Origin of the sequence: Xanthomonas sp. NCPPB 2922 (genome assembly GCF_041520885.1) — a bacterium.
Lineage (GTDB): Bacteria > Pseudomonadota > Gammaproteobacteria > Xanthomonadales > Xanthomonadaceae > Xanthomonas > Xanthomonas campestris.
Window position 1 is genome coordinate 422,358 of record NZ_JBGOFY010000002.1, and the last position, 12,490, is coordinate 434,847.

12 protein-coding genes and 1 other RNA gene are annotated in these 12,490 nt (G+C 66.4%); 10 read left to right on the forward strand and 3 right to left on the reverse strand.

Annotated elements, in window-relative coordinates; translation table 11 throughout:
• Nucleotides 1–38: 38 nt before the first annotated feature.
• Nucleotides 39–860: a 16S rRNA (cytidine(1402)-2'-O)-methyltransferase gene (gene rsmI, locus ACD584_RS04415; RefSeq protein WP_011035951.1), complete on the forward strand. Its 822-nt coding sequence runs from the start codon at nucleotides 39–41 to the stop codon at nucleotides 858–860.
• Between the two features lie 142 nt (nucleotides 861–1,002).
• Nucleotides 1,003–1,352, forward strand: an RNA gene (gene rnpB / locus ACD584_RS04420) — RNase P RNA component class A.
• 313 nt (nucleotides 1,353–1,665) lie between these two features.
• Here the strand turns inward: rnpB and ACD584_RS04425 are convergent.
• From ACD584_RS04425 to ACD584_RS04435, 3 genes are read right to left on the reverse strand one after another with little or no spacing between them, the layout of a single operon-like run.
• Nucleotides 1,666–1,983, reverse strand: coding sequence for a CcdB family protein (locus ACD584_RS04425; RefSeq protein WP_011035952.1), 318 nt, complete (start codon nucleotides 1,981–1,983; stop codon nucleotides 1,666–1,668).
• Nucleotides 1,980–2,231: a type II toxin-antitoxin system CcdA family antitoxin gene (locus ACD584_RS04430; protein WP_029217148.1), complete on the reverse strand. Its 252-nt coding sequence runs from the start codon at nucleotides 2,229–2,231 to the stop codon at nucleotides 1,980–1,982. Before ACD584_RS04430 ends, ACD584_RS04425 begins: the two co-directional genes overlap by 4 nt.
• Before the next feature lie 50 nt (nucleotides 2,232–2,281).
• Nucleotides 2,282–3,049: an NRDE family protein gene (locus tag ACD584_RS04435; RefSeq protein ID WP_076036401.1), complete on the reverse strand. Its 768-nt coding sequence runs from the start codon at nucleotides 3,047–3,049 to the stop codon at nucleotides 2,282–2,284.
• 315 nt (nucleotides 3,050–3,364) lie between these two features.
• On the opposite strand from ACD584_RS04435, the gene mraZ reads away from it, so the two are divergent.
• Genes mraZ through ftsW form a run of 8 tightly spaced genes read left to right on the forward strand, consistent with a single transcriptional unit; the run spans nucleotide 3,365 to nucleotide 12,460 of the window.
• On the forward strand, nucleotides 3,365–3,820 hold the full coding sequence (mraZ, locus tag ACD584_RS04440) for a division/cell wall cluster transcriptional repressor MraZ (protein ID WP_005910933.1): 456 nt from the start codon (nucleotides 3,365–3,367) through the stop codon (nucleotides 3,818–3,820).
• 14 nt (nucleotides 3,821–3,834) lie between these two features.
• Nucleotides 3,835–4,878: a 16S rRNA (cytosine(1402)-N(4))-methyltransferase RsmH gene (rsmH, locus tag ACD584_RS04445; RefSeq protein WP_175611576.1), complete on the forward strand. Its 1,044-nt coding sequence runs from the start codon at nucleotides 3,835–3,837 to the stop codon at nucleotides 4,876–4,878.
• A complete protein-coding gene (gene ftsL / locus ACD584_RS04450; protein WP_011035956.1) occupies nucleotides 4,875–5,138 on the forward strand; it encodes a cell division protein FtsL in 264 nt (87 codons plus the stop codon). Before rsmH ends, ftsL begins: the two co-directional genes overlap by 4 nt.
• A 55-nt stretch (nucleotides 5,139–5,193) precedes the next feature.
• The gene (locus ACD584_RS04455) at nucleotides 5,194–7,056 is read left to right on the forward strand and encodes a penicillin-binding protein 2 (protein WP_175611575.1); all 1,863 of its coding nucleotides are present in this window, start codon (nucleotides 5,194–5,196) and stop codon (nucleotides 7,054–7,056) included.
• A gap of 8 nt (nucleotides 7,057–7,064) precedes the next feature.
• Nucleotides 7,065–8,540: a UDP-N-acetylmuramoyl-L-alanyl-D-glutamate--2,6-diaminopimelate ligase gene (locus tag ACD584_RS04460; RefSeq protein ID WP_175611574.1), complete on the forward strand. Its 1,476-nt coding sequence runs from the start codon at nucleotides 7,065–7,067 to the stop codon at nucleotides 8,538–8,540.
• On the forward strand, nucleotides 8,537–10,021 hold the full coding sequence (gene murF, locus ACD584_RS04465) for a UDP-N-acetylmuramoyl-tripeptide--D-alanyl-D-alanine ligase (RefSeq protein WP_076036398.1): 1,485 nt from the start codon (nucleotides 8,537–8,539) through the stop codon (nucleotides 10,019–10,021). The genes ACD584_RS04460 and murF overlap by 4 nt, the downstream gene beginning before the upstream one ends.
• Entirely contained in the window at nucleotides 10,011–11,096 is a 1,086-nt protein-coding gene (gene mraY / locus ACD584_RS04470; RefSeq protein WP_011035960.1) for a phospho-N-acetylmuramoyl-pentapeptide-transferase, read from the forward strand. Before murF ends, mraY begins: the two co-directional genes overlap by 11 nt.
• A complete protein-coding gene (gene ftsW / locus ACD584_RS04475; RefSeq protein WP_076036397.1) occupies nucleotides 11,096–12,460 on the forward strand; it encodes a putative lipid II flippase FtsW in 1,365 nt (454 codons plus the stop codon). The genes mraY and ftsW overlap by 1 nt, the downstream gene beginning before the upstream one ends.
• Nucleotides 12,461–12,490 lie beyond the last annotated feature (30 nt).

Here is a 12,490-nt window from a genome sequence, read left to right on the forward strand (position 1 = left end):
CGCTACGATTCTACTCTTTGCCCTTGAGAATGCCGCTGATGACGTCCCCCGGAACCCTGCACGTGGTCGCCACGCCGATCGGCAACCTGGCCGACCTGTCGCCGCGCGCCCAGGAGACGCTGCGCGGTGTGGCCGCCATCTGTGCCGAAGACACCCGCCATACCCGCCAGTTGTTGAGCCATTTCGGCATCGACCGCCCGCTGCTGGCCCTGCACGACCACAACGAAGAAGCCATGTCCGAGCGCATCGTGACCCGCCTGCGCGAGGGCGAATCGCTGGCCATCGTCAGCGACGCCGGCACCCCGCTGGTCAGCGACCCTGGCTTCAAGCTGGTGCGTGCCGCCCGTGAGGCCGGCATTCGGGTCAGCCCGGTACCGGGCGCCTGCGCCGCCATCGCCGCGCTCAGCGTCGCCGGCTTGCCGAGCGACCGGTTCGGCTTTGAAGGCTTCCTGCCAGCCAAATCCGCTGCGCGCCGCGAGCGGCTGTCACGCCTGGCCGGCGAGACCCGCACGCTGGTGTTCTACGAATCCTCGCACCGCATCGTCGAGTCGCTGGCCGACCTGCGCAGTGCCTTCGGCGACGACCGCCCCGCGGTGATCGCCCGCGAGCTGACCAAGCTGTTCGAAACCGTGCTCGATGGCAGCCTGGCCGACCTGCAGGCCCAGGTCGAAGCCGACGACAACCAGCGCAAGGGCGAGTTCGTGGTGATGGTGCAGGGCGCCGCCGATGCCGCCGACGGCCAGCTTGCCGAAGGCCGCCGCGTCTACGCCAAGCTTGCCGAACACCTGCCACCATCCACCGCCGCCAAGCTGGCCGCTGAGCTGACTGGTGCGCCGCGTAAGGCGTTATACGGTGGCTGATGTCGTTGTCGTAGGAGCGCGCTTGCGCGCGATGGAGCGTTCTCGGTCAAGCCCTGATTGCGCGCAGTCGCGCTCCCTGCATCGGCCAGCCAACTTGCCGCGCCGTTCTGCACGGCAGCGATAGCGTAGAATGCGCCCCGGCGGAGTCGGCCAGACAGTCGCGTCACTCGCAAGAGTGCCGAGGAAAGTCCGGGCTCCATAGGGCAAGGTGCCAGGTAACGCCTGGGCGGCGCAAGCCGACGGAAAGTGCAACAGAAAGATACCGCCTACGTTCCCTTCGGGGAGCCGGTAAGGGTGAAATGGTGCGGTAAGAGCGCACCGCGAGTCCGGTAACGGACCGGCACGGCAAACCCCACCTGGAGCAAGACCAAATAGGGATCCATTGGCGTGGCCCGCGCTGGATCCGGGTAGGTTGCTTGAGCGCTGCGGTGACGTAGCGCCTAGACGAATGACTGTCCACGACAGAACCCGGCTTATCGGCCGGCTCCGCCACCTTGCTTTGGGCATCGCCCAAAGCTAAGGCGCCCACGCTTCGTACCGCCTGCGGCAGTACAAAACGCGGGTCCCGCTCCGGGCATGCCAAATCCCCGCGGCTGTCGCCGCGCCCCCTTGACTCAAGGGGGCTTGCACTTGGGTGCACTGCTGGGCGCCTTTGCCTTGGCTGCGATCAATGCGATCTGGTTGCTGCAGTCATCGTTACGTGGCTTGGGCTTCGCCTTCGCGGTCTATTTGATCGTTTGGGGCTTGGGCTTCGCCCTCGTGGCCGACGACGCGTTGGTGTTTCCCCTGCGGCCGTGTTTGGCGCTTAGCCGAATGAGCGGGTGAACAGTTCGTCCAGGGCGTCGATGATGGTTTGGCCTTGGTCTTTCAGGGAGCCGGCAGGTTTGCTGAGCGCCGCCAGCGGCACCGAGGTCATTTCCAGGGGCTGCAGGATGACGCTGTGGCCGGACACCGTGAGTTCCGGGGTGAAGCGGGATGGGGTCGGGGAGTGGGTGGACTTTCGGACCAGGGGCACGACGACGCGGCGAGGTGAGGCGTCGAAGATCTTTGACTGGACGACCACCACGTAGGGGATGTTCTTGTTTTGGCCGACGTTCGCGTAGACATCGAACTGGTCGGTCATAGCGTGGAGAACTCGTCGGCGAAGGAGCCGTGCGCGTCGGTGAAGGTCTTCCATTCGCTTGCGGCGCGTTGCAGCTCCATCGCTCTGGCGCTGTGGCTGTCGCGCTCTTTTGTCACGTAGTCGGCCAGCAGTTCTTCGACCTTTGCCGACAGGTTGCCGGTCATCGCCCGTGCCTGCGCGGCCAAGTCCGAGTTGATGGTCAGGTTCAGCGGCTTTTTTTGCGCGGAAGTGTCGTAGTAACGGCTCATGATTGGCATCCCGTCATTCATGCGCACGCTATGCGCATGAATGCGCATTGTCAATGCATGCCGGCGACGTCCAACCGTGTCTCGCCCTGGAAGACACCATCCGGGCCGAAGCGGCGTTCGTGGATGAAGCCGCTGCCCTGGTAGTCCACCGCCACGATGGTACTGGCACGGGTTCCATAGCTGGTGCCGGTGATGAAGGCCGCCGAGAGCAGGCGTTCGGTGGCGCGGTCCACGCCGGTGTGCGGGATGTCGGCGTCTGCGGCAGTAGCGGGGTTGGCCAGGGCCGTCCACAACGGCTGCAGGTCGTCGCTGCCGCTGTCGCACCAGGCGGCCAGTGCTTGCGTCAGCGCGGTGGTCTTGGGCCAGTGCGTATCCAGCGGGCCGTTGGACATGCCGTGGATTCCCGGGGCGAGGGCGCGTGCCAGCGCTGGATGGTTGCTGAGGTGCTCGCAGCGCTCGGCGTCGCACAGCAGCAGATTGAAGGGCGGGAACTCCTGCCCGGCAGCCGCCAGTTCGCGCGCGTAGGTGGCCGCGTCTGCGCTGCCGGAGAGGTAGTCGGCAATCAGGTGGCCGCGCGAACGGCCGGAGGCGGTGGCCAGCGGGTCACGCACGTTGGTCACGACGGCGACGCGGCCGTCCAGCCCCAGGCCCACCCAGCTGCCGCCGGAGCGCAGGTCGCGGCCCGCCAGTACGCGCTCGGCCGGCGCCGCCCATTGCGCCAGTGGCGCGGTGGGGCGCTCGTGGAACTCATCGCGGTTGCCGGCCAGCAGCAGGCGCCAGCGCGGGTGGGTTTTCCAGGCAAGAGCGACCAGGCACATACCTTCTATTGTCGCTGGTTTGCGCAGTTGAGGTCTGCAGCTGGCGCAGTGTGAAGTGAGACAGCGGTCGGGTTTACATGGCCTTCACGCCCCTGAATTTTTGTTCAATCTCAAAATCTGAGACGAAACAGCAACTTGTGGATAAGCTTTGAACAAGTCTCTAAAGAGTGCCGCAACTCATTGATGTGACTAGCGATTTGCGCCTTTGAAAACTGTTGACAACCTTTGACGCACTGCTAAGGTGGGCAATGGAGGGAAAACCAGGCTTTTTGTGGTTTTTCGTGGTTCAATGATCCCCCAGGCGGATTTTCGAGGTTGCATTCGGTGTTTCAGGGCGAGACGGCCATCACGGTGGACGACAAGGGGCGTATGGCGGTGCCAACCGCATATCGCGACCTCGTTGCGCGCGTGAGCGGCAATCGCCTGGTGCTCACCTACAACCCGTTCGAAGCCGGATGCCTGTGGCTGTATGCGGAAAAGGAGTGGGAGCGGGTGCGTGACGATGTGATGTCCAAGCCCAATACCCAGCGCGTGGTCCGCACGCTGCAGCAGAAGCTGGTGGGTTCCTCGGCGGTGCTGGAGCTCGACGCCAATGGCCGTTTGAGCATCCCCGCCAGCCACCGCAATGCGGTCGGCATTGAAAAGAAGGCCGTGCTGTTGGGCATGGGCGACAAGTTCGAACTCTGGAGCGAGCAGGCACATCGCGCACTGATCCAGCAGACATTGTCTGACGGGGATCTGGGCGATGAATTGCTCGATCTCAGGTTGTGAGCCGGGGTGCCCGGATGCGCGGTGAAGCGCAGCCCGGTCACCCGGTGTCGCAGCCGCCGGCGGCCCACGTGCCGGTGCTGTACACCCAGGTTCTCGAAGGCCTGCAGGTGACCGAAAACGGAACCTATCTCGATGGCACGTTCGGGCGTGGCGGACACGCACGCGGCGTGCTGGAACACCTTGGCCCGGGAGGTCGACTGCTGGTGATGGACAAGGACCCCGAAGCGATTGCCGTGGCCGAACAGACGTTCGGTGGCGATGCGCGCGTGTCCATCCATCGTGGCAGTTTCGCCGGGCTCGGCCAGGTGGTCGCCGCGGCAACCGCCGACGGCATCCTGCTGGACCTGGGCGTGTCTTCGCCGCAGCTGGACGTGGCCGGACGCGGTTTCAGTTTCGGCAAGGACGGCCCGCTGGACATGCGCATGGACCCCGATAGCGGGCAGAGCGCCGCCGACTGGCTGGCGCAGGCAGCCGAGCGCGAGATTGCCGATGTGCTGTGGACCTACGGCGAAGAACGCCAGAGCCGGCGCATTGCGCGGGCGATCGTGGCGCGCCGTGGCGAACAGCCGTTGCTGCGCACCGCACAGCTGGCCGACCTGATCGCCTCGGTGATGCCGCGCGGCGACAGCAAGACCCATCCGGCCACGCGCAGCTTTCAGGCGATCCGCATCCATATCAACCGCGAGCTGGCCGACCTGGAAGCCGGGCTGGACGCTGCCCTGGGCGCGCTCAAGCCGGGTGGCCGCCTGGCGGTGATCAGCTTCCATTCGCTGGAAGACCGCATCGTCAAGCAGTTCATGGCCCGCTACGCCAAGGCCCCGCCGAGCAACCGCCGCCTGCCCGAAGCGCAGCCGTTCGTGCCGACCCTGCAACTGGTCAGCGGCGCGATCAAGGCCGACGACAGCGAACTGGCCGTCAACCCGCGCGCCCGCAGTGCGGTGTTGCGGGTGGCTGAAAAGCTGGGATTCGGGATTCGGGATTCGGGATTGGAGAAGCGCTCTGAGCGAATCTCGAATCTCCAATCACCAATCCCGGCGTCTCAAGGAGACGCCCCATGAGCCGCCTGCTGCTCATCGTGCTGCTCGCCTGCAGCATCGCCTCGGCGATCGGTGTGGTGTACATGCGCCACATGCATCGCAAGTTGTTCGTGCAGTTGTCCAAGCTCGAACACAGTCGCGATGAATTGAATATCGAATTCGGCCGGCTGCAGCTGGAGCAGGCCACGTGGGCGGAAAGCAACCGCGTGGATCAGGTCTCGCGCGAGCGCATCGGGATGAAGTTCCCGGAGACCAGCGACATCGTGGTGATCCGCCCATGACAAGCTGGCACGACAGCCGTTTTGCACTGGCAAGCCGCGCACAGGGATGTGCGCCATGAAAGCCGGCCGCAACCGCCCCCGCAGCAACTTCAATCTGCGCGGTCGCCTGACCCTGGTCGGCGTGGCGCTGGGTCTGTGCTCGGTGACGCTGATCGGCCGCGCGGCCTACGTGCAGCTGGTCAATCGCGATTTCTACCAGCGCCAGGGCGAGGCGCGCTATCTGCGCGAGCTGCCGATCGCCACCTCGCGCGGCATGATCACCGACCGCAACGGCGAGCCGCTGGCGGTGTCCACGCCGGTGGAATCGATCTGGGTCAATCCGCAGGAATTGCTGCGCAACCCGGACCGCATCCCGGAGCTGGCCACTGCGCTCGGACAGCCGCTGGACGAGTTGAACGCCAAGCTGGCGCAGAAGGCCGGCAAGGAATTCATGTACCTCAAGCGCCGGATCAACCCGGACAAGGCGCATGCGATCGTGGATATGAAGATCCCGGGCGTGTTCTCGCAGCGCGAGTTCCGCCGCTTCTATCCGCAAGGCGAGGCGATGGCCCACGTGCTGGGCTTCACCAATATCGACGACCGCGGCCAGGAAGGCCTGGAGCTGGCCTTCGACGAATGGCTGCGCGGCAAGCCGGGCTCCAAGAAAGTGGTGCGCGATGCCCGCGGCGCCATCGTCGAGAGCGTGGACCTGGTGCGTCCGGCGCAGCCGGGCAAAGACTTGACCCTGAGCATCGACCGCCGCATCCAGTTCCTGGCCTACAAGGAGCTGCGCAACGCGCTGGTCGAAAATAAGGCCGCTGGCGGCTCGATGGTGGTGATGGACGTGGCCACCGGCGAAGTGCTGGCCATGGTCAATCTGCCCACCTACAACCCGAATTCGGTCACCGGCATCAACCCGTCGGCACGCCGCAACCGCGCGGTCACCGACCTGGTGGAGCCGGGCTCGACGATGAAGCCGTTGACCGTGGCCACCGCGCTGACTGCCGGCGTGGTGACCAAGGACACCATCATCGACACCAACCCCGGCTACATGGCCGTGGGGCGCTTCACCATCCGCGACGTGCCGCGTAACAACGGCGTGCTCAACGTCACCGGTGTGATCACCCGCAGTTCCAACATCGGCGCGGCGAAGATCGCGGCCAAGGTACCGGACCAGACGTTCTACCAGTCGATCCGCAACTTCGGTTACGGCAGCGCGCCGCATAGCGGATTCCCGGGCGAATCGTCCGGCATGGTGCTGCAGCCGCAGAAGTGGAGTGGCCCGTCCAAGACCACCATGTCCTACGGTTACGGCCTGTCGGTGACGCCGCTGCAGATTGCGCAGGCGTACGCGACGTTGGGCAATGGCGGCAAGCTGACCCCGCCCACCTTCGTGCGCGGCCAGCACAACGAAACACGCCAGGTGGTGACGCCGGAAGTGGCGCGCCAGGTCATCGACATGATGGAAACCGTGGTCACCCAGGGCGGCGCGAAGGGTGCGGCGATCCTGGGGTATCACGTGGCCGGCAAGACCGGTACCGCGCGCAAGAACGGCGCTGGCGGCTACGAGCGCGGCCACTACAACGCGCTGTTCGCCGGCCTGGTGCCAGCCACCCGGCCGCGCTTTGCCACGGTCATCGTGATCAACGATCCGCAGGGCAAGGTGTATTACGGCGGCCTGGTGTCTGCGCCGGTGTTCCACCGGGTGATGGAAGGCGCGCTGCGGCTGATGGACGTGCCGCCGGACGACATCCAGTCGTGGCTAGCCGCGCAGGCGGCCGGCAAGACCGGCCAGCCGGTGGTCAAGCCGCAGCCGGCCGATCTGGACCCAGCGTTGGTGCCGGACCCGGTGGACGAAGTGTCCGCCGGCATCCCGACCGCACTGGCACCGGGCGCCACGCCCGCGCAGCCGGCGCCGTTGCAGGAGAGCCGCCAGTGAGCCGCGCCATGGCACTGTCGCAGCTGCTCCCGGACGTGGCACTTGCACGCGATGTGCAGGTGTCAGGCCTGGTGATGGACAGCCGTGCCGTGCGCCCGGGCGATGCCTTCGTGGCCATCGCCGGCTTCGGTGCGCATGGGCTGGGATTTGCCGCACAGGCGCTGGCCAGCGGTGCTTCCGCCATCCTGTTCGAACCGCCGGCGCCGGCCGACCTGCCAGTGCCTGCCGACGCGATCGCCGTGCCGGGGTTGCGCGCGCGCCTGGGCGTGCTGGCCGACCACTTCCACGGTGCACCGTCGCAGGCGATGCGCATGATTGGTGTCACCGGCACCAACGGCAAAACCTCCACGGTGCAGCTGCTGGCGCAGGCGCTGACGCTGCTCGGCACCCCCACCGGCACCATTGGCACGCTGGGCGTGGGCCTGTACGGCGCTGCGGTGCCGACCGGGTTCACCACGCCGCTGGTGTTGCAGACCCACGCCGAGCTCGCGCAACTGCGCGATGCCGGCGCGCAGGCGGTGGCGATGGAAGTCAGTTCGCATGCACTCGATCAGGGCCGCGTGGATGCGGTGCAGTTCGACGTGGCGGTGTTCACCAACCTCACCCGCGACCATCTCGATTATCACGGCGACATGGCGCAGTACGGTGCGGCCAAGGCCAAGCTGTTCGCACGCGCCGGGTTGCGCGCAGCGGTCGTGAACCTGGACGACGCCTTCGGCCGCACGTTGTTTGCGGCACTGGATCCGGCACTGCGCGCCATCGGCGTGAGCTCGCGTGCGCAGGCCGGTGCCACGGTGCAGGCGCAGGATTTGCAGCTCGATCACCACGGCATCCAGTTTGCGTTGCACATCGGCGAAGCGGCGCATCCGGTGCGCTCGCCGCTGCTGGGCCGTTTCAACGTGGATAACCTGCTGGCCGTGGCCGGTGCGCTGCAAGCGCTCGACATCGCAACGGCGCAGATCGCCGAGGTGCTGGGCCGCTTGCAGCCGATCCACGGCCGCATGAATCGCCTGGGTGGCGCGCATGGTGCGCCGCTGGTGGTGGTGGACTACGCACACACGCCTGACGCACTGGAACAGGCGCTCACCAGCCTGCGTTCGCATGCGCAGGATCGGTTGATCTGCGTGTTCGGCTGCGGTGGCGAACGTGACACCGGCAAGCGCCCGCAGATGGCTGCCATTGCCGAGGTCACCGCCGATGTGGCGATCGTTACCGACGATAATCCGCGCGGCGAAGATGGCGATGTGATCGTTGCCGACATCCTGCGCGGGTTTGCGCGTCCGGATGCGGCGATCGTGCAGCGCGACCGTGCTGCCGCCATCCACCAGGCCATCAGCATGGCAGGCGCGGACGACATCGTGCTGATCGCCGGCAAGGGCCATGAGCCGTATCAGGAAATGGCCGGCGTGCGGCATGCCTTCGACGATGCAGCAGTGGCTGCGCAGGCATTGCTGCCGCGCACCGGGCTTGGGGTGCGCGTATGAAACTCACGCCGCTGTCGCTGATTGCCCATTTTGCTGGTGGTGAACTGCATGGCGACGACGCCATGATCGACGCCGTTGGCAACGACACCCGTGCGCTGGCCAGCGGCAGCCTGTATGTGGCGCTGCGCGGCGAGCGTTTCGACGGCCACGACTTTGCCGCCGATGCGGTGGCGCGCGGCGCCAGCGGCCTGCTGGTGGAACGCCTGCTGCCGGCACTGCACGTGCCGCAGGTAGTGGTCGCCAATACCGAACTCGCCCTGGCGCGCATCGCCGCCGGCATGCAGCGCGACCGCGCCACGCGCGTGATCGCGCTGACCGGCTCCAACGGCAAGACTAGCGTCAAGGCGCTGCTGCTGGCGATTCTGGCTGAAGCCGGCCGCGTCGACGGCATCACCGCCTACGCCAACCCGGGCAATCGCAACAACGAGATCGGCCTGCCGCTGGCGGTGATCGCCGCGCCGGACGATGCCGATCTGGCGGTCTACGAAATGGGTGCAGGCAAGCCCGGCGACATCGCCTATCTCACCGACATCGCGCGCCCTGACGTGGCCCTGGTCAACAACATTGCGCCGGCGCATCTGGAGCGCATGGGCAGCCTGCTCGGGGTGGCGCAGACCAAGGGCGCCATCTACACCGCGCTGCCGGCCGATGGTGTGGCCGTGATCAATGCCGACGACGCCTTCGGTGCCTGGTTCGAACAACAACTGCTGGCGCAGCCGCTGCAAGGCCGCCGCGTGCTGTGCTACGGCCTGCACGCAAGTGCTGAAATCACCGCGCGTCAGCTGCGCCTGCATGCCGCCGGCGCGCAGTTCGTGCTGGTGACCCCGCAGGGCGAAGCGCCGGTGGTGCTGCCGCTGCCGGGCCGCCACAACGTACTCAATGCGCTGGCCGCTACCGGCCTGGCGCTGGGCGCTGGCATTGCGCTGCCGATCATTGCCGCCGGTCTGGCCCAGGCCACGCAGGTGGCCGGGCGCCAGATTGCCCACACGTTGACGACCGGTGCGGTGTTGATCGACGACAGCTACAACGCCAATCCCGGTTCGCTGGATGCGGCCATTGATGCACTGGCCGCCGCACCGGGCGAGGGCTGGCTGGTGCTGGGTGACATGCGCGAACTTGGCCCCGAAGCGCAGGCATTGCACGCTGCGGCCGGTCGCCGCGCGCGCAACGCCAAGCTGACGCGCCTGTATGCACTGGGCGCGCTCAGCGCCGCCGCCGCGCAGGCGTTCGGCGACGGCGGCCGCGTGTTCGCTACCCATGCCGCGCTGGCCGCGGCCTTGCAGGCGGACCTGGCAGCCGCTGCTTCGCAGACTCAAACGCAGGACTCTTCTTTGATGCACGAACACACCGGTGCAGTGGCGCAGGCCGCTGCCTCCGTCACGCCGCCCACGCTGCTGGTGAAGGGCTCGCGTGGCAGCGCCATGGACCGCATCGTCGCCGCGTTGCTCGCACCGTCGGAGGATGCCTCCCATGCTGCTTGAGCTGGCCCGTTGGCTACAGCAACTGGAGAGCCTGTTCGGGCTATTCAACTATTTGACCTTCCGCGGCATCCTGGCAGCGCTGACCGCGCTATTCCTGTCGTTGTGGATGGGCCCGGCGGTAATCCGCAAGCTGGCGCAGTTCAAGGGCGGCCAGCCGATTCGCCAGGACGGCCCGCAGACGCATTTTTCCAAGGCCGGCACGCCGACCATGGGTGGCTCGCTGATCCTGCTCACGGTCACCTTGTCGGTGTTGCTGTGGGGCGATCTGCGCAACCGCTATGTGTGGCTGGTGCTGGCGGTGATGATCTGCTTCGGTGCGATCGGCTGGTACGACGACTGGATCAAGATCGTGCGGCGCGACCCGAACGGCTTGAAGTCGCGCTGGAAATATCTGCTGCAGTCGATCTTCGGCCTGGCTGCGGGCCTGTTCCTGTACTACACGGCCGACGTGCCGGCCGCGATCACGTTCTACATCCCGATGTTCAAGGCCATCGCGTTGCCGCTGGCCGGCGTGAGCTTTGTGGTGATCGCCTATTTCTGGATCGTCGGCTTCTCCAACGCGGTCAACCTGACCGACGGCCTGGACGGCCTGGCGATCATGCCGACCGTGCTGGTCGCCTGCGCGCTGGGCGTCTTCGCCTATGCCTCGGGCAACGTGGTATTCGCCGAATACCTCAAGATCCCGCTGATTCCCGGCGCCGGTGAGCTGATCATCATCTGTTCGGCGATTGCCGGGGCAGGCTTGGGCTTTCTGTGGTTCAACACCTATCCGGCGATGGTGTTCATGGGCGACATCGGCGCGCTGTCGCTGGGCGCGGTGCTCGGCACCGTGGCGGTGATCGTGCGTCAGGAACTGGTGCTGGTGATCATGGGCGGCGTGTTCGTCATCGAAACGCTGTCGGTGATGATCCAGGTCGCCAGCTTCAAGCTGACCGGCAAGCGCGTGTTCCGCATGGCGCCCATCCATCACCACTTCGAACTCAAGGGCTGGCCGGAGCCGCGCGTGATCGTGCGCTTCTGGATCATCTCGGTGGTGCTGGTGCTGATCGGCCTTGCCACGTTGAAGGTGCGCTGATGAACGACATGTCCCGCCAGGCCACGCGACTGGACGCCATCGGCGGCCGCTATGACCCGTGGCTGCTCGGCGCGGCTGCCACGCTGGCATCGCTGGGCGTGGTGATGGTGGCCTCCAGCTCGATCGAGTTGTCGGAGAACCCGTTCTATTACCTGACCCGCCATCTGCTGTTCCTGGGCATCGGCGTGGGCCTGGCGTTCTGGGCGATGCGCACCGAGCTCAAGACCATCGAGCAGTACAACCAGGTGTTGCTGCTGGCGTGCTTCGGCCTGCTGATGGTGGTGTTCGTGCCGGGCCTGGGCAGCAGCGTCAACGGCGCCAAGCGCTGGATCAACCTGGGCGTGTCGAAATTCCAGACCGTCGAAGCGGTCAAGGTGCTCTACATCGTGTGGCTGTCCAGCTACCTGGTGCGTTTCCGCGACGAGGTCAACGCGACCTGGCCGGCGATGCTCAAGCCGCTGGGCGTGGCGATCGCGTTGGTTGGCCTGTTGCTGATGCAGCCTGACTTCGGCTCCTCCACGCTGCTGCTGGCGATCACCGCCGGCATGCTGGTATTGGGCGGGGTGAACCTGCCGCGGATGTCGATGCCGATCGTGTTCGGCCTGCCGGTGTTTGCGTTCATCGCGATCCTGGAGCCGTACCGCCTGCGCCGCATCACCTCCTTCCTGGATCCATGGGCCGACCAGCTTGGCTCCGGCTACCAGTTGTCCAACGCCTTGATGGCGGTGGGCCGCGGGCAGTGGACCGGCGTGGGCCTGGGCGCCTCGGTGCAGAAGCTCAACTACCTGCCCGAAGCGCATACCGACTTTATCTTTTCGGTGATCGCCGAAGAACTCGGTTTTGTCGGCGTGTGCAGCGTGGTGGCGTTGTACGCGCTGCTGGTCGGCCGCGCGTTCTGGCTGGGCATGCGCTGTGTGGAAATGAAGCGCCACTTCTCTGGCTACATCGCCTTCGGTATCGGTTTGTGGATCAGCCTGCAGAGCTTCGTCTCGGTTGGCGTGAATCTGGGCATTCTGCCGACCAAGGGCCTGACCTTGCCGCTGATCTCCTCGGGCGGTTCGTCGGTGCTGATGACCTGCGTGGCGATGGGCCTGCTGCTGCGCGTGTCCTATGAAATGGACCGTGCCGAGCGCCTGCGCAGCAAGTTGTCGCCGCACGGTGCCGCGCCTGCGCCGATGGCACCGGCCGAGCCGTCTGCCGAGCCAGCGCCGGCGCCTGCACCGGTGCGCAAGCCGCAGCGCGAAACCGCGGCTGCCGCACCTGCACCGGTCATGCCGGCCTCCGTCGTGCCGGCATCTGCCGTGCTGCGCGGGACCAGCCGCATGCAGCCACGCGTCGAACCCACGTTCGGGAGGATCGCGTGAGCGTTGAGCATGCGCATCCGGTGCAGCAGC